Source organism: Pseudonocardia wallangbongensis, assembly GCF_054486945.1.
On record NZ_JBRERS010000026.1, the window covers coordinates 23,462 to 40,040 of the forward strand.

General features: G+C 75.7%; 16 protein-coding genes and 1 rRNA gene. 6 read left to right on the plus strand and 11 right to left on the minus strand.

Features of this window, described 5'->3' with window-relative positions:
* Window positions 1-51 precede the first annotated feature (51 nt).
* The 5 genes from ACU436_RS41685 (at window position 52) to ACU436_RS41705 (ending at window position 4,479) form a co-directional block, all read left to right on the plus strand.
* Entirely contained in the window at window positions 52-1,125 is a 1,074-nt protein-coding gene (locus ACU436_RS41685; RefSeq protein ID WP_459032710.1) for a DUF917 domain-containing protein, read from the plus strand.
* Window positions 1,122-2,591 (plus strand): PucR family transcriptional regulator, encoded by a 1,470-nt coding sequence (locus ACU436_RS41690; RefSeq protein ID WP_459032711.1) that lies wholly within the window; start codon window positions 1,122-1,124, stop codon window positions 2,589-2,591. Before ACU436_RS41685 ends, ACU436_RS41690 begins: the two co-directional genes overlap by 4 nt.
* Window positions 2,592-2,781: 190 nt before the next feature.
* Window positions 2,782-3,408 carry a DUF4328 domain-containing protein gene (locus tag ACU436_RS41695; protein WP_459032712.1) on the plus strand — a complete coding sequence of 209 codons (627 nt, stop codon included), beginning with the start codon at window positions 2,782-2,784 and terminating at the stop codon, window positions 3,406-3,408.
* Window positions 3,405-3,896 carry a DUF1707 domain-containing protein gene (locus tag ACU436_RS41700; protein WP_459032713.1) on the plus strand — a complete coding sequence of 164 codons (492 nt, stop codon included), beginning with the start codon at window positions 3,405-3,407 and terminating at the stop codon, window positions 3,894-3,896. The genes ACU436_RS41695 and ACU436_RS41700 overlap by 4 nt, the downstream gene beginning before the upstream one ends.
* A 16-nt stretch (window positions 3,897-3,912) precedes the next feature.
* Window positions 3,913-4,479: a peroxiredoxin gene (locus tag ACU436_RS41705; RefSeq protein WP_459032714.1), complete on the plus strand. Its 567-nt coding sequence runs from the start codon at window positions 3,913-3,915 to the stop codon at window positions 4,477-4,479.
* A 5-nt stretch (window positions 4,480-4,484) separates the two neighbouring features.
* Here ACU436_RS41705 and ACU436_RS41710 read toward each other — a convergent pair whose 3' ends face one another.
* The 10 genes from ACU436_RS41710 to ACU436_RS41755 form a co-directional block, all read right to left on the minus strand.
* Window positions 4,485-5,051: an NUDIX domain-containing protein gene (locus tag ACU436_RS41710; protein WP_459032726.1), complete on the minus strand. Its 567-nt coding sequence runs from the start codon at window positions 5,049-5,051 to the stop codon at window positions 4,485-4,487.
* A gap of 59 nt (window positions 5,052-5,110) precedes the next feature.
* Entirely contained in the window at window positions 5,111-6,838 is a 1,728-nt protein-coding gene (locus ACU436_RS41715) for a CTP synthase (protein WP_459032715.1), read from the minus strand.
* 71 nt (window positions 6,839-6,909) lie between these two features.
* The gene (locus ACU436_RS41720) at window positions 6,910-7,845 is read right to left on the minus strand and encodes a copper transporter (RefSeq protein WP_459032716.1); all 936 of its coding nucleotides are present in this window, start codon (window positions 7,843-7,845) and stop codon (window positions 6,910-6,912) included.
* The gene (steA, locus tag ACU436_RS41725) at window positions 7,842-9,038 is read right to left on the minus strand and encodes a putative cytokinetic ring protein SteA (protein ID WP_459032717.1); all 1,197 of its coding nucleotides are present in this window, start codon (window positions 9,036-9,038) and stop codon (window positions 7,842-7,844) included. The genes ACU436_RS41720 and steA overlap by 4 nt, the downstream gene beginning before the upstream one ends.
* Window positions 9,039-9,178: 140 nt before the next feature.
* Window positions 9,179-10,987, minus strand: a complete 1,809-nt coding sequence (gene recN, locus ACU436_RS41730) for a DNA repair protein RecN (RefSeq protein WP_459032718.1) — start codon at window positions 10,985-10,987, stop codon at window positions 9,179-9,181.
* A 36-nt stretch (window positions 10,988-11,023) separates the two neighbouring features.
* Entirely contained in the window at window positions 11,024-11,935 is a 912-nt protein-coding gene (locus ACU436_RS41735; protein ID WP_459032719.1) for an NAD kinase, read from the minus strand.
* On the minus strand, window positions 11,932-12,723 hold the full coding sequence (locus tag ACU436_RS41740; RefSeq protein WP_459032727.1) for a TlyA family RNA methyltransferase: 792 nt from the start codon (window positions 12,721-12,723) through the stop codon (window positions 11,932-11,934). The genes ACU436_RS41735 and ACU436_RS41740 overlap by 4 nt, the downstream gene beginning before the upstream one ends.
* A gap of 5 nt (window positions 12,724-12,728) precedes the next feature.
* The gene (locus ACU436_RS41745) at window positions 12,729-12,911 is read right to left on the minus strand and encodes a hypothetical protein (RefSeq protein WP_459032720.1); all 183 of its coding nucleotides are present in this window, start codon (window positions 12,909-12,911) and stop codon (window positions 12,729-12,731) included.
* A gap of 620 nt (window positions 12,912-13,531) precedes the next feature.
* On the minus strand, window positions 13,532-14,524 hold the full coding sequence (locus tag ACU436_RS41750; RefSeq protein WP_459032721.1) for an HAD-IIA family hydrolase: 993 nt from the start codon (window positions 14,522-14,524) through the stop codon (window positions 13,532-13,534).
* Window positions 14,517-15,191: a hypothetical protein gene (locus ACU436_RS41755; RefSeq protein WP_459032722.1), complete on the minus strand. Its 675-nt coding sequence runs from the start codon at window positions 15,189-15,191 to the stop codon at window positions 14,517-14,519. Before ACU436_RS41755 ends, ACU436_RS41750 begins: the two co-directional genes overlap by 8 nt.
* Between ACU436_RS41755 and ACU436_RS41760 the strand changes: the two genes are divergently transcribed.
* The gene (locus ACU436_RS41760; RefSeq protein ID WP_459032723.1) at window positions 15,159-16,412 is read left to right on the plus strand and encodes a hypothetical protein; all 1,254 of its coding nucleotides are present in this window, start codon (window positions 15,159-15,161) and stop codon (window positions 16,410-16,412) included. The genes ACU436_RS41755 and ACU436_RS41760 overlap by 33 nt on opposite strands.
* Window positions 16,413-16,466: 54 nt before the next feature.
* On the opposite strand, the gene rrf is transcribed toward ACU436_RS41760, so the two are convergent.
* Window positions 16,467-16,579, minus strand: a 5S ribosomal RNA gene (gene rrf / locus ACU436_RS41765); the annotation flags it as partial.

Sequence of the window (16,579 nt, forward strand, 5' to 3'; positions counted from 1 at the left end):
ACGACCGCGCGCAGGCGCGAGTCCACCCGCTGGATCTGCCATCCTCTGCGGATGGCGGGTGTCCGGCTCGGAGCCGCCGACGTCGACCCGCTCGTCGTCGGGCTCCAGCTGCTCGGCTCCGGCGGCGGTGGTGATCCGCTGCCGTTCCGCCAGGTGCTGCGCCGGGTGCTCGCCGACGGCGGGGTGGAGCTGCACGACCCGGCCGATCTGGGGAACGCGCCGGTCGTCGCGGTCGGGATGCTCGGCGCCACCCGCGTGTTCGCCGAGAAGCTGCCGAGCGGGCAGGAGATCACGCAGGCCGTGCGGGCGCTGGCGCGCTGGACCGGGGTCACGCCGGCCGCGCTGATGCCGTACGAGGCGGCCGGGTTGAACGGCGCCCTCGCCATGGCCGCGGCGGGTGAGCTCGGGCTCCCGCTGGTGGACGCCGACCTCATGGGTCGCGCCCTCCCCCGGCTCGACCAGCTCACCCGCGCCGTCGCGGGCGGGACGCTCACCCCGTACGCGCTGGCCGAGGCGAGCGGCCAGGTCGTGCTCGTCGACGGCGCCGACCCGGTCGCGCTGGAGCGGGTTGCCCGCTCGGTCGTGGCGCAGGGCGGCGGGTGGGCCGGCGGGGCGATCGCGCCGGTGCCGGCCCGGCTCGTCGGCACCGACTCCTGCACCGGAACCCTCGCCAGGGCGCTGCGGCTGGGTCGTGCCCACGCCGGGCTCGTCCGCCCGAGCCCGGGTGAGGTCGCCGACGCCCTCGGCGGCCGGGTGCTCGCCGCCGGCCGCACCGTGGAGATCGCCCGGCATCCGTCGGAGTCCTTCGGCCGCGCGGGCGTCACGGTCGTCGCCGAGGGTGGCGCCGTGCTGCGCGTCGAGGCCGAGAACGAGTACCTGCTCGCGATCCTCGACGGCGTGCCGGTCGCCAGCTGCCCGGACCTGCTGTGCCTGCTCGACCGGCGCACCGCCGCCCCGATCGCGGTGGACGCGCTGCGCCCGGGGGACGACGTCCTCGCGGTGGCGCTCCCGGGCCCGCCGTGGTGGCGCGCCACCCCGGAGCGGCTGCGGCACGTCGATCCGCACGCGTTCGGGCTCGGCTGCGACGCCGTGCTCCTGCCGGACCCGCTCGGGAGCGTCCGGTGACCCCGCTCGCGCTGCACGCGCTGCTGCGCCACCCCGACTGGGCCGCCGTCACCGTGCTGGCCACGCCCGACGGCGGGCCCGCCGGGGTGCCGGTGCGGGACGTGCTCACCGTCGCCGACATGCGGGGGGACGTCGCGTCCGCCCGCGACGCCCTGCTGGCCGTCGCGCTGTCCGGGGACCGCGAGGACTGGCACCTGGACGCGCTGCTGCGCCGGGCCGCGGCGGCGGAGGCGGCGGCGGTGCTGTTGCCGGGCGCGGAGCCGTTGCGGGTGGCGAGCCGGCTGCTCGCCGAGCGGGTGCGGCTCACCGTGCTGGGCGCCCCGGACCCGCTCGCCGCCGCGATGACCGCCACCCGGCTGCTGCGGGAGCCTGACCAGGTGCTGGCGCAGCTGGTCGCGACGACGGCGGCGGTGTGCTCGGCCACCGGCGGCGGCGTCGACGAGCTGGTGGCCGCGCTGGCCGCGGCCTGGCGCCGGCCGATCTGGCTGCTCGACGGGGCGGGCGACCGGCTGGCCGGCCCCGACCCGGGCCCCGCGGATCCGGGGGCGCTGCTCACCCGCGCGGTCGGGGCGGGCCGCCGGCCGACGGTGCTGGCGGCCGCCGTGCCGTCGGGGATCCCCGCCGAGCTGGCGGCCGTACGCGCCGCGCTGGGGGTGGCGGCAGGTGCCGTCGGGCAGCGGCTGGCCGAGAACCGGCTCGCCGTCGAGCGGGACGCCCGGCTGCGCACGTCGCTGCTCGCCGACCTGGTGCACACGGCCGAGCCGGATCCGGGCACCCGCCGCCGCGCCGTCGACGCCGGCTGGCAGTTGGAGGGCTGGCACGTCGGCATCCGCATCAACGTCCCGGACAGCGTCGATCCGGTCACCATCCGCCCCGAGGTGCTGCGGGCGTTCGACACCGCGCACCTGCACGCGCTGGTCGTGGAGCAGGGCCAGGGGTGGGGTGCCTGGACCACGTTCCCCGAGGAGCCGGGGGCCGCCGAGCTGCAGCGGCACGCCGCCGCGGCCCGCAGGGCGCAGTGGTTGCTGCGTTCGTCGCTGCCGAGCGCGATGGGCGTCGGCCGGTTGTACCGCGACGCCGCGGGCCTCGCCCGGACACTCGGCGAGGCCGACGACGCGGCCCGGCTCGCCGCCACCCGCTCGGCCGGCGGCTACTTCGTGCACGTCGACCGGCTCGGCCTCGGCCAGCTCCTGCTCGCCTGGACCCGCACGGACACGTTCCTGCCCGCAGCCCGCTCGCTGCTGGAGCCGCTGCGCGACCAGCCCGGCGACCTGCTCGCCACCCTCACCGCCTACCTCGACGCCGAGTCCTCCCTCACCGAGACCGCCGCGGTGCTCGGGGTGCACCGCAACACCGTCGCCACCCGCATGGCGAAGGCCCAGGACCTGCTCGGCGTGGAGCTGACGGACCCCGACGAGCGGCTCGCCCTGCACCTGGCCTGCCGCAGCGTGCTGTTCCACAGCTGAAGCCCGCTCGCACACCAACTTCGGCGCTGACGCACCAACTGCAGTTCATGTGCCGGCGCCACTGTTGGTGCGCGAGCGGCGGTGCATGTGACCTGGACCACGTCTACCCAACCCGCCGGGCGCTGCGCGCGGTCCTTCTCAGGGAAGGACGAAATGTTCGGGGGGCACGATGGTTTCGACACTGCGCCCGGTGCGTCGCCTCGCGACCACCGTTGCCGCGCTCTCCGCCACGGCGGCGCTGTCGATGGGGATCGTCACCCTCGCGGGGTGGCACCTCATCGCACCCGCGGTGGCGCCGGTGGAACGCACCGGGTGCACCTCCGGGGAGGTCCCGTTGGCCGACGCAGCGGCCGCGACGATGGGGGTTGCCTTCCTGACGTGCGTGCTCGCCACGCTGGGGGCCGCGTGCGCGTCCCTGGTGTGGGTCTGGCGGGCCCGCGCCAACGCAGGGGCCCTCGGGTCGGCGCCGCAGCGCCTGTCCCGGTTCTGGGCGGTCGGTTGCTGGCTGGTCCCCATCGCCAACGTCGTGCTGCCGCGGCGGGTCCTCGTCGACATCTGGGCCGCGAGCTGCACGGACCGTGCCGAGTACCGTCCCTGGGTCCGGCTGATCCGGGCGTGGTGGGCGGCCCAGTGGGCGACCCTCGTCCTCGTCGTGCTGCTCCCGCACGTCACGGACGGTGTGGGGGCCGGCCTGCTGATCAGCCTGCTCACCGTTGTGGGCCACGGCACGGCGGCCCTGTTCGCCGCGATCGTGCTGAAGATCAGCAACTGTCAGACCGTGCCGAGGCGCCCACTGGGCGTACCGTCGGTCCCGTGAGCCAGCAGCCCTCGCTCCGCATCGGCTACGCCGAGCGCGAGGCCGCCGTCCGCGAGCTCGGCGAGCACTACGCCGCCGGCCGGCTCGACGCCGCCGAGTACGAGGAGCGCACGGCCGCGGCCTACGCCGCCCGCACCGCCGACGAACTGGTGCCGCTCTTCGCCGACCTGCCCCGCGAGCAGCCAACCGTCGCGATCCCGGCGCAGGCCACCGTGGCGGTGCCGGCCTCGCCCGACGCGCTCGCCCCGTTCGGCCGCGACCCGGTCACGGGCCGCCCGTACTCGGACCGCCTCAAGGTGATCGCGGCCCTGCTGCAGCTGTTCCTCCCGTTCGGCACCGGTCGCTTCTACACGGGGCACACGGGCATCGCGGTCGCCCAGCTGGTGCTGGTCGTGTTCGGGGTCGGCGTGGTCTGGTCGTTCATCGACGGGATCGTGATCCTCGCCGGCGATCCCACCGACCCCGACGGGCGTCCCCTGCGTCCCTGATCCCGGGAAGGACCCGATGACCGCACACGAGACCCTGCCCGCCGACCTGCCCGTCCCCGAGGACGACGGCGCGGCCACCCACCTGCCCGGCACGAGGATGCCGGACCTGGAGCTCGAGGCCACCGGTGGCACGCCGGTCCGGCTCGGCGCACTCGGCACGGGCCGGACGGTCGTCTACGTCTACCCGCTCACCGGCCGGCCCGGCACCGACCTCCCCGCCGGCTGGGACGCGATCCCGGGAGCGCGTGGCTGCACCCCCGAGGCCTGTGCCTTCCGCGACCACTACCAGGACCTGCGCGCCGCGGGCGCCACCGAGGTGTACGGCCTGTCGAGCCAGGACACCGGCTACCAGCGCGAGGTCGTCGACCGGCTGCACCTGCCGTTCCAGATGCTCTCCGACCCGGCCCACAACCTCGGCCGGGCCCTCCGGCTGCCCACCTTCGAGGCCGGCGGGCTCACGCTCTACAAGCGGCTGACGCTGGTGATCCGCGACGGCGTGGTCGAGCACGCCTTCTACCCGGTCTTCCCGCCGAACGAGCACGCGCAGCAGGTGCTGACCTGGCTTCGAGGTCAGCGCGACTGACCGGGCTACCGATCGGCGGTCCGGGCGGCGAACCGGGTGGGCCGGTCGGGCCACGGGGCGTCGGCGGGACGGCCGGCCGTCGCGCCGGACAGCGCGTGCGCGGCGAGCACCCCGGCCACGGTCGTGGCGTTGACGATCGTGCCCGAGAGCACCATCCGCACCGCCACCGGGAGCGACACGAAGCGGGTGGCCAGGTCGGCCTCCTCGTCGTCCTTCTGCTCGGGGCGGCCCACCTCGGACAGGTCCCGGGCGAGGTAGACCCGCACCGCCTCGTCGGAGAACCCGGGCGACGGCGTGACGTCGACGAGCACCGACCACTCGGCGGCCGCCAGGCCGGTCTCCTCCGCCAGCTCGCGCTGCGCCGTGGCGAGCGGGTCCTCGCCGCGCACGTCGAGCAGGCCGGCGGGGAGCTCCCACAGCCTGCGCTCGACGGCGTGCCGGTACTGGTGGATCATCATGAGCCGGTCGTCGGCGTCCAGCGCGACGATCGCGACGGCGCCGGGGTGCTCCACGATCTCCCGCACGGCCACGCCGCCCGCCGGCATCAGCACGTCGTCCGCGCGCAGCGCCATGACCCGGCCGGTGTACAGGTCCTTGCTGGCCTCCACCGTGAAATCGTGCCGGGAACCGCTCACGACGCCGCCCCGTTCACGCCGGCCTTCGCCCCCGCGGTGGCGGGCTCGCGGGCGGGCAGCTCCACCGGCAGCCGGTCCGCGGCCCGGTACTCCAGCGCCGCCTTGACGAACGCGCTGAACAGCGGGTGTGGCCGGGTGGGGCGGCTCTTGAGCTCGGGGTGCGCCTGTGTCCCGACGAAGAACGGGTGCACGTCGTCGGGCAGCTCGATGAACTCGACGAGCTTGCCGTCCGGCGACGTGCCGCCGAAGACGAGCCCGACCCCTTCGAGGCGCTCCCGATAGGAGTTGTTCACCTCGTAGCGGTGCCGGTGCCGCTCGGACACCTCCGCCGTGCCGTAGGCGCGGGCCACCACGGAACCCTTCTTCAGCACCGCCGGGTAGGCGCCCAGCCGCATGGTGCCGCCCATGTCGCGCTCGCCGGCGACGACGTCGCGCTGGTTGGCCATCGTGGAGATCACCGGGTGCGGGGTGCGCTCGTCGAACTCGGAGGAGTTGGCGTCGCCGAGGCCCGCGAGCGACCGTGCCGCCTCGATCACCATGCACTGCAGGCCCAGGCAGAGCCCCAGCGTCGGGATGCCGCGGGTGCGGGCGTGGCGGATCGCGCCGAGCTTGCCCTCGATCCCGCGCACACCGAAGCCGCCGGGGATCAGCACGCCGTCCATGCCCTCCAGGTGGGCGGCGGCGCCCGCCGGGGTGCGGCACTCGTCCGACTGCACCCACACGATCTCCACCCGGCCGCGGTGGGCGAAGCCGCCTGCCCGCAGCGCCTCGGTGACCGACAGGTAGGCGTCCGGCAGGTCGACGTACTTGCCGACGAGCGCGATCCGCACCGTCTCGTCGGGGTGGTGCACGCGGTCGAGCAGGTCGCCCCACACCGTCCAGTCGACGTCGCGGAACGGCAGGCCCAGCCGGCGCACCACGTACGCGTCGAGGCCCTCGCGGTGCAGCACGCGGGGGATGTCGTAGATCGACGGGGCGTCCGGGGCGGCGACGACGCCGTCGGTGTCGACGTCGCACATCAGGCTGATCTTGCGCTTCATGCCGTCGGGGATGTCCCGGTCGGCGCGCAGCACGAGCGCGTCGGGCTGGATGCCGATGTTGCGCAGCGCGGCGACGGAGTGCTGCGTCGGTTTCGTCTTCAGCTCGCCGGACGGGGCGAGGTAGGGCACGAGCGAGACGTGCAGGAAGAAGCAGTTGTCGCGGCCCACGTCGTGGCGGACCTGGCGCGCCGCCTCCAGGAACGGCAGCGACTCGATGTCGCCCACCGTGCCGCCCACCTCGGTGATCACGACGTCCGGCGTGATGCCGTCCTCGTCCGGCTCCGCCATCGCGTGGATGCGGTCCTTGATCTCGTTCGTGATGTGCGGGATCACCTGGACCGTGTCGCCGAGGTACTCCCCGCGGCGCTCCTTCGCGATCACCGACGAGTACACCTGGCCGGTGGTGACGTTGGCGCGGCCGTGCAGGTTCCGGTCGAGGAACCGCTCGTAGTGGCCGATGTCGAGGTCGGTCTCGGCGCCGTCCTCGGTGACGAACACCTCACCGTGCTGGAACGGGTTCATCGTGCCGGGATCCACGTTCAGGTACGGATCCAGCTTCTGCATGATGACCCGCAGACCACGGGAGGTGAGGAGTTGGCCGAGGCTGGAAGCCGTCAGGCCCTTGCCCAGCGAGGACGCTACCCCGCCGGTGACGAACAGATGACGCGTCGCGCGAGGCTGCACGGGTCTTCAGGGTACATACGAACCGGGCGAGTCGGCCAACTCCCCCGTGTGTCGCGCCCCGCCGCACCCGATCAGGCGGCCGGGGCGGCACCCCCGGTGGCCGTCGCGGACGTGCCGTAGCTGCCCGCGCGCCCGTCGAGCTGCTCGCGCAGCGCCAGCACCGCCGACACCTGCCCGGCCCCGGTCTGCGCGTCGTCCACGGTGGACACGCCCTGGACGATGCCCGGGTCGGCGCGCGCCACGCCCACGGCGCCGGTGGCGTCCGCGGAGCCGGTGCGACCGGCCAGCACGGCCCCGCCACCTGCGCGGTCGAGCTGGGCGGCCAGCCTGGCGACGACGGCGGCGGCGTCACCGGCGTCGACGCCCTCCAGCGCGCCGCCGGTGAGCACGAGCGCGACGTTCCCGGGCTGCGGCCGCGTACCCGGCGCGACGAAGCCGGCGGCGGCGAGCCCGGCCAGCACCGCGTCGGCCTGCTGGGCGGTGACCGGCTGGCCGGGCTGCTGCCCGGCCGGGGCGAGCACGATGCCGCTGAGCAGGCCGCCGACGAGGCTGCCGGTGTCGGTCGCCGCCGGCAGCTGGGCGCCCGTGGGCAGGAGCTCCGCGGTCAGCTCGCGCAGCTGGTCGCCGCGGGCCGGGTCGCCGACGGCCGGGGTGAGGGCCACCTCGCCGCCCACGGTGGCGCCGGCCTGCTGCAGGAGCGCCACCACGGCGTCCCGGTCCGCCGGGTCGGCGCCCGACGTCACCAGCGTGACGCTGCTGCCCTGGAGCAGCCCGCTCACGGCGGCGGGCCCGACGCGCCGCGCGAACTCGTCGGACGCCCGCTGGCCCGCGGCGAGGTCGTCCCGCTCCGCGCGGAGCGTCTGCACCTGGCCCGCGAGGTCGTCGGCCTCGCTGGAGACGGCCGACAGCAGGCGGTCCGACACGCCGGCCGACCCAAGCACCACGCCGACGGCGAGCGCCAGGAACACCGCGGCGATCGACACCACGTGGTAACGGAACGAGATCACGCGAAGAATCCCCCGGTTACATCGCTGATCTGCTGCACGAGGCCGACCCACACCTGGGAGATCCACGCCAGCACGGCCTCTCCCGCGTCCGACACGAGCAGCGCGGCCACCACCGCCACCAGCGCGGACGCGGCCATCAGCACGATCGCGCCGATCGAGATCCGGCTGCGGTAGAGCGAGGCGATCACCCGCCCGTCCACCAGCAGCCCACCCATCTGCAGCCGGGTGAGGAACGTCGAGGCGATGCTGCCCGACCGTCCCCGGTCGAGGAACTCCATCATGCTCGCCGAGAGGCCCACCGTGACCACCAGCGACGCCCCGCCGTGCGCGGCGATGAGCAGCGCCAGGTCCTCCGGGTTGGCCGAGCTCGGGAACGTCACGGCGCCCACGCCGAGGTCCTGCACCCGGTGCAGGCCGGGCGCGTGCCCGTCGGCGAAGGCCGGGACGACGACGTCGGCGCCGCAGGACAGGGCCTCGCTGGAGATCTCGCTCGGGTCGCCGACGATGAGCTGCGGCGTGTGCCCCGCCTTCATCAGCGCGTCCGCGCCCGCCCCCACGCCGACCAGCACCGGCCGGTACTCGCTGATGAAGTGCGCGAGCCGCTTGAGCTCGGCGTCGTGGTCGTAACCCGTGCCGACCACCAGCACCTGGCGGTCGGCGAGCCGGACCTCGACGTCGGGCACGCCCGCGCCGTCGAGCAGCATCGACCGTTCGCGGCGCATGAACTCGATGGTGTTGGCGGCGAACGCCTCGAGCTGGTGGGTGAGACCGGACTTCGCCTCCACCATCGCGTCGGCCACCGAGTCGACGTCCTGCTCGACCCCCTTGGCCAGCTCCAGCTCGCCGGCGTAGATCACGCCCTCGTGGATCCGGATCCGGCTCCCGTCCTTGATCACCCGCAGGGCTTCGTCGCCCACGTCGTCCACCAGCAGGACGCCGCCGGCGACGAGCACTTCGGGTCCCAGGTTCGGGTAGCGGCCGGAGATGGACGGCGCCGCGTTGACGACGGCCGCCACCTGTGCCGAGACGAGTGCCTCGGCGGTGGCTCGGTCCAGGTCGACGCGATCGATGACTGCGATCTCGCCCGCCTTGACGCGGCGGAGCAGGCCGTCGGTGCGCCGGTCGACCCGGGCAACGCCAGCCAGCCCGGGCAGCGCCGTACGCGAGCGGTGCAACAGGCCGGACAGCTTCATGCACGCACTGTGACACCCGGACCGCAGGTTCCGGGGAAGGCACGCCGACCCGTCACGGTGGGTTCACCTGGGTACTCGCACACCAACATCCGCGCTCGCACACCAACTGCAGTTCGTGTGCCGGCACCACGGTTGGTGTGTCACCGCCTCGCGGTTCGGGCCTTCCGGCGCGGGGCGGCGGAGCCGCTGTCGGCGGCGCGGTCGGCATCCCGGTGGCCGCGGGCGGCGGCGAGGAGCTCCTCCGCGTGGGCGCGCCCGGTGTCGGTGTCGTCCAGACCGGCGAGCATCCGGGCGAGCTCGACGATGCGGTCCGACTCGGGCAACGTGCGCACGCTGCTGGTCGTGGCGCCGTTCTTCCCGGTGGAGGACTTGTCGACCACCAGGTGCCGGTCGGCGTAGGCGGCCACCTGCGGCAGGTGCGTCACCACGATCACCTGGTGGCGCGCGGCGAGCCGGGCGAGCCTGCGGCCGATCTCGACGGCGGCGCGGCCGCCGACCCCGGCGTCGACCTCGTCGAACACCATCGTGGGCACCGGGTCGGCGCCGGCGAGCGCCACCTCGAGGGCGAGCATCACGCGCGACAGCTCGCCGCCGGACGCACCCTTGTGCAGCGGCTGCGGCGCGGCGCCGGAGTGGGCCACCAGCCGCAGCTCGACCTCGTCGACGCCGTCGGTGCCCGCCGCCAGCAGCGCGCCGCCGACCTGCAACGCGTCGGGGGCGTCGCGGCCCGCCTCGCGCGGCATGACCGACACCTGCAACCGCGCGTCGCGCATCGCGAGCCCGGCGAGCTCGGCGGTGGCACCCTCCGCGAGCCGCGTGGCGGCCTCCGTGCGCGCGGCCGTGACCACGGCCGCGTGGCCCGCCAGCTCCGTGGCGAGCTCGTCGCGGCGGGCGGACAGGGCGGAGAGGGCCTCGTCGGAGGTGTCGAGGCCGGCCAGGCGTTCCCGCGCGGCGTCGGCCCAGGCGAGCACGCCGTCGATGTCGGCGGCGTACTTGCGCGTGAGCGCCTTCAGCTCGGCCTGCCGGGCCAGCGCCCTGGCGAGCCGCTCCGGGTCGGCGTCGAGCCGGTCGAGGTAGGCGGTGAGCTCCGTGCCGACGTCCCCGAGCAGCGCGAGCGCCTCGCCGAGCCGGGAGTCCAACCCGGTGAGCTCGGGGTCGCCGGAGGCGGAGAGCCGGTGCCGCGCGTCGCCGATCAGCGCGAGCGCGGCGGGCGCGTCCAGGTCGGGCTCGTCGGCCCCCACGAGCGCCTCCTGGGCCGCCGCGGCGGCCTCGCGCAGGTCGTCGGCGGCGGCCAGCCTGCGCGCGAGGTCGACGAGCTCGACGTCCTCGGCGGGCTCCGGGGCGACCGCCTCGACCTCGGTGAGGCCGTGGCGCAGCATGTCGGCCTCCTGGGCGAGCCGCCGGGCGCCGTCGCGTCGCTCCACCAGCTCCGTGGCCACCCGCTGCCACTCCGCTCGGACGGCGCGGTAGCGCTCCAACGGCGCGGCGACGACGTCACCGGCGAACCGGTCCAGCAGCGCACGCTGCTCGGCCGGGCGCAGCAGGCGCAGCTGGTCGTTCTGCCCGTGCACCGCGAGGGTGGCCTCGGCGAGCCGGGACAGCACCCCGACCGGCACCGACCGGCCCCCGAGGTGGGCCCGCGACCGCCCGTCGGCCGACACCGTGCGGACGGCGATGAGGGTGCCGTCCTCGTCGGCCTCGGCGCCCACCTCGTCGGCGACGGCGACGGCCCCCGCGTCGGCGCTGAACCTGCCCTCCACCACCGCACGACGGGCGCCGCCCGCCACGCGCGACGCCTCGGCCCGGCCGCCGCCGAGCAGCGAGAGGCCCGTGACGACCATGGTCTTGCCCGCGCCGGTCTCACCCGTGAGCACGGTGAGCCCCGGGTCCAGCTCGAGGGTCGCGTCGTCGATCACCCCGAGGCCCTGGATCCGCATCTCGGCCAGCATGGCCGTGAGCGTACGGCGCGTCTCGGACAGCCGGTCTCAGCGGTTGTCGGGAGCGCCGCGCCAACCGCGCACGGGAAGGTCGAACTTGCGGACGAGGCGGTCGGCGAACGGCTGGCCGTCCAGGCGCACCATCCGCACCGGGGTTTCGCCGCGGGCCAGCTCGACCCGCGCCCCGGGCGGCAACGCGAACGTGCGGCGGCCGTCGCACTCCAGCACGGCCGGCGGCCCACCCGGGTCGACCTCGATCGCCACCTCGCTGTCCGGGGCGATCACCATGGGCCGCGCGAAGAGCGCATGCGCGTTGCTCGGCACCAGCAGCATCGCCTCGACCTGCGGCCACACCAGCGGCCCACCCGCGGAGAACGCGTACGCGGTGGAACCGGTCGGTGTGGCGCAGAGCACGCCGTCGCAGCCGAACGCCGACACCGGTCGCGCATCCACCTCGAGCACCACCTCGAGGATCCGCTCCCGGCTGCTCTTCTCGACCGTGACCTCGTTGAGCGCCCAGCTGCGGCCGACCACGTCCCCGTTCGTGCGGGCGACGGCGTCGATCGTCATCCGTTCCTCGACCGAGTAGTCGCTCTCGACGACGGCGTCCAGCGCCTGGTCCAGGGACTCCTGCTCGGCCTCGGCGAGGAACCCGACCCGGCCGAGGTTCACCCCGAGCAGCGGCACCCCGACCGGCCGCGCCATCTCCGCGGCGCGCAGGAGGGTGCCGTCGCCGCCGAGCACCAGCACGACCTCCGCGCCCTCGGCGCATCCCGGCCGGCCTTCGACGGTGCGCGGGGCGAGCGCCGCGGGCAGGCCGTCGTCCCGCACCTCCGCCCATTCCTCGCCGATCACCCGCATCCGGACGCCGGACGCCGCCAACCGCTGCCCGACGGCCGCGGCCGTGCGCAGGTTGGTGGCCCGGCCCGTGTGCAGGACGACCAGGATCTCTCTGGTCACGGGCCCTCCTCCACGGCCGTGGCCAGCACGCCGTCACCGGTGTCGGACCCGGAGCGGGCGAGCCGCAGGAAGTACTCGACGTTCCCCGACGGGCCGGGCAGCGGGCTGGCGACGGCGCCCCGGACGACGAGCCCCAGCGCCCGCGCCGCGGCCGCCACCTCGGTGAGCGCCGCGAGCCGCAGCTCAGGGGTGCGCACCACACCTCCCGTGCCCAACCGCGCCTTGCCGACCTCGAACTGCGGCTTGACCATCGGCAGGAGCTCCCCGTCCGCGGCGGTGCACGCCACGAGCGCGGGCAGCACCGTGCGCAGCGAGATGAACGACAGGTCGGCGACGGTGAGCGCCACCGGGCCCCCGATCGTCGCCGGCTCGAGGGCACGGACGTTGGTGCGGTCGTGCACCCGCACGCGTTCGTCGCTGCGCAGGCGCCAGACGAGCTGCCCGTACCCGACGTCGACCGCCACCACCTCCGCCGCGCCACCGTCCAGCAGCACGTCGGTGAACCCGCCGGTGGAGGCACCCGCGTCCAGGCACCGCAGGCCGGTGACGTCCACACCGAACGCGTCGAGGGCGCCGATCAGCTTGTGCGCTCCCCGCGACGCCCACTCGCGTTCGTCCGTGCGCTGCACGGTGACCGGGGTGTCCCGGTCGACCACGGTGGCCGGCTTCCCCGCCGGGACGCCGCGCACGACGACGCGGCCCTGTTCGATCAGCTCGGCCGCCTGCTGCCGGGAGCGGGCGAGCCCGCGGCGGACGAGCTCGGCGTCGAGACGGGCTCGGGTGACCACCGCGGTCACGCGCCGCCCGAGGAACCCGCGGCGAGCGCGTCGGACAGCGCGCCGTGCACCCGCTCGTACGCCTCGACGTGCTCGCCGAGCGGCCGGCCGGCCAGCCCGTCGAGGGCGGCCACAGCCGCGTCGACCGCCTCGAGGTGGTCGACCGGGCGCGGCGGCGGCCCTGGCATGGGGACGGTCATCGATGCGCTCCCGGGTTCTGCTCGTGCTCCCTGCCACGGTAGCCGAGCCGCCCGCACCGGGACTCAGGAGTGCGCTGAGGAACCCCGGCCTGCTGCGCCACGCCCACGCGGCCACCCCGCTTTGATCGCCGGGAACGGCGCACCGCCGGTCGAGTGACACCTTCGACAACCACAGGCCAGGGTAGCGATCAAGCCCGCTCCTGCCGGGCCTGCGACCGGGGTTGCCGCGTTCCGCTGGACGTCCCAGTCCGACCCGCGGCGACCGTGATCGACGAGTGTGGTCGCAGAGCCGCACAGGGCGGGTGTCGCCGAATCGCGGCCGCGGTGGTGTTCCGGTGGTCGAGGTGCCGGTCGTTCTCCCGGGATCCGCTGCGGTGGGCGCGCCGTGCCCGGCCGAGCGGGTTGGGTTCGGATAGCGCTTCCCGTTGATCACATGCTTGGGACCGTCCCCGGGAGGGCCATGAGCGGGATCTCGCAACGATCAACGCGATCATGATCGGGTGTCATGATCGGTCCGAGGTTCGCCGCAGCGCCCACCCGAGGGCGCCCAGCGGCAACACCCTCTGTGCAGCTGCCCTCGCACCAGGCGGTCGATCATGGCCGTCGGGCCTCGGGCCTGATCACACTCCCAGGTGCCGCAGAGCGGCGGCCGCGTCGTCCCCGTCGGCGGTGACCTGCACCGGACCGCCACCGGCCGCCCAGTGGGCGGCGCACAGGGCCCGCAGCGCGTCGACCGGGTCGCCGGCACCGGCCAGCATCAGCGTCCCGGGCCCGGGCACGCGGACGTCCCAGCCCGGGCGCGGGCCGAACGCGAGGTCCTCGGCGCGGGAGGTGAGGCCGTCCAGGTCGGCGGCCACGTAGTCGGGCCGCAGCTCGGGGGGTGCGGCCAGCAGCTCCGCGGCATCGGAGATGCCGGTGAGCACGAGCATCGTCGCCATCCCCGCGGCGCGCCCGCCCTCGATGTCGGTGTCGAGGCGGTCGCCGACCATGAGCGGCCGCCGCGCCCCGGTGCGCCGCGCCGCCTCCTGCAGCAACGCGGGGCCGGGCTTGCCGGCGACCTGCGGCTCCCGTCCGGTGGAGACCCGCACGACGCCCACCATGGCGCCGTTGCCGGGCAGCGGGCCGCGCTCGGTGGGCAGGGTCGGGTCGAGGTTGCACGCGACCCACAGCGCGCCGGCGCGCACCGCGACCGTGGCCTCGGCGAGCTGCGACCATCCGGTGCCGGGGCTGTGCCCCTGCACGACGGCGTCGGCCTCGTCGGCCTTCGCGACGACCCGCAGGCCCCGCCCGGTCACCTCGGCGACGAGGGCCTCGGCACCCACGACGAGCACCCGGCCGCCGGCCGGCAGCTGGTCGGCGAGCATCGCCGCCGCGGCCTGGGAGCTCGCGACGACGTCCTCGGTGCGCGCGGCGAACCCCAGCTCCACGAGGTGCTCGGCGACCTCCGACGGCCGGCGCGACGCGTTGTTGGTGACGTACGCGGTGGGCACACCCCGCTCCGCCGCGCCGCGCACCGCCTCCGCCGCGCCCGGCACGGCCGACGGGCCGCGGTAGAGGGTGCCGTCCAGGTCGGCGAGCAGCACGTCGTGGCGGCTCAGCAGGTCGTCACTCACCCGAGCTCCTCGGGTCCCGCTCCTCGTCCGTGCCGCCGTCCGCCTCGCGGCCCGCGGGCTCCGCATCCGGCCCCTCCGAGGGGGGTGGTGCCCCGTCCTCGACGCCGAAGGCGAAGTCCTCCTCGGGCAGCGGCTCGCCGGTGAGCTCGGCGATCCGCCGGTCGGCGTCGGTCTCGCCGCCATCGTCGGCGTCCGCGGCGTGCACGAACCACTGCAGCGCGTCCGACTCGCGGCCGGCGGCGAACAGGTTGTCGGCATAGGCGTAGAAGAGGCGCGCGCTCCACGGCTCCCGGCGCGCCGGGTCGAGCTCGGGGATCTGCAGGCTGACGACGGCGGCGTCCAGCTCACCGAGGTCCCTCCGCGCACCGGCCGCGACGATGGCGAGCTCGATGCCCTCCGCCTGGCCCAGCTCGCGCACCTCCGGGCCGCGGCTCAGCTCGAGGGCGCGCTCGGGCCGCCCGAGGGCGCGCTCGATGTCGGCCATGACCGCCAGGTGCCCCGGCCCACCCCCCATGCGCCGCGCGGCGCGCAACTCGCCGAGCGCCTCGGACCATTCCCCGGCGTGGTAGGCGGCGATGCCCGCCGCCTCGCGCACGACGGCGATCCGGGACGCCCTCGCCCGCGCATACCGAGCGTGCTCGAGAGCCAGCTCCGGATCGTCGTCCACCAGCTGTCCGGCCGCCACGAGGTGCCGGGCCACGGCGTCGGCGGTGTCGCGCTGCAGGCCCCGCAGGTCGCGGCGCACGTCGGCGTCGAGCCCGGAGGCCGTGATGTCGTCGGGCAGGGCCGGCTCGGGCACCCGGGGCGCGGGCGCACCGTCGGGCCGCTCCCCCGCATCGGCGAACCCCCGACGGCCACCCGGTCCGGAGCCCTCGCGACGATCCGGGCGCCGGTCGCCCCGGAACCCGGTCTCGTCACGCCGGCGTGCACCGCGATCCGGCCGTCCGGCCGAACGCCGTTCCCGCTCGGGTGTGCCACGCCGATCGCCCCTGGAACGCTCCTCGGGCTTCCGCCGCGGCTCCTGCCGGTCATCCCGTCGCCGCTCACCACCGGAGCGGTCGTCACGGGCACCGCGCTCGTCCTTGCGGTCCGCCCACGGGCGTCGCTCGCCAGCCGGCCGGTCGTCCCGACGACCGCGCGCATCCCCGCGATCCACCCACGGACGCCGCTCACCACCGGGCCGGTCGTCACGGCCACCACGCTCGTCCTTGCGCTCCGCCCACGGGCGGCGCTCGCCACCGGGCCGGTCGTCCCGACGACCGCGCGCATCCCCGCGATCCACCCACGGACGCCGCTCACCACCGGGCCGGTCGTCACGGGCACCGCGCTCGTCCCTGCGCTCCGCCCACGGGCGGCGCTCACCACGGGACCGGTCATCCCGACCGCCCCGCGCCGCGCCGCGATCCACCCACGGACGCCGCTCGCGCCCGGCGCGGTCGTCCCGGGCGCCCGGGACGTCCTCCCGGCGCCGGGAGCCGCGGTCCCCGCCCCTGTCATCACGCCTGTTCGCGCGCTCCGGCCGCTCGCCACGGCCGCGGTACTCGCCATCGCGCCGCTGCGTCGGGCGCGGAGCGTCGCCCTGCCGGCCACGACCCGGCTCGCGACCACCGGCACGCCCGCGCTCCTCGTACGGCCGGCGACCGCCGCGATCACGCTCGCCCCGGTTCTCGCCCTGCTTCCGGTAACCGCCGCGATCGCCGCCGCGCTCCCTGCGGTCGTCCTTGTCGCGATCGCCGCGCCACCCGGATCCGAGCCGGGGCTCCTGGCCCTGCCGGCCGCGCCCGTGCTCGCGCCGTGGGCGGGCTTTCCGATCATCGGTTCCGCGGCCGCTGTCGCGATCTTCTCGCGGGCGGTCATCGCCGGAACCATCCGCGATACTCACCTGTAGAGGATACAAAAAAGTGGGCCCCCGCCTGCTGGCGGGGGCCCACAACACGTTGAATGTCGGCGGCGACCTACTCTCCCACACCCTGGCGGGTGCAGTACCATCGGCGCTGGAGGGCTTAGCTTCCGGGTTCGGGATGGGACCGGGCGTTCCCCCTCCGCCAAAACCAC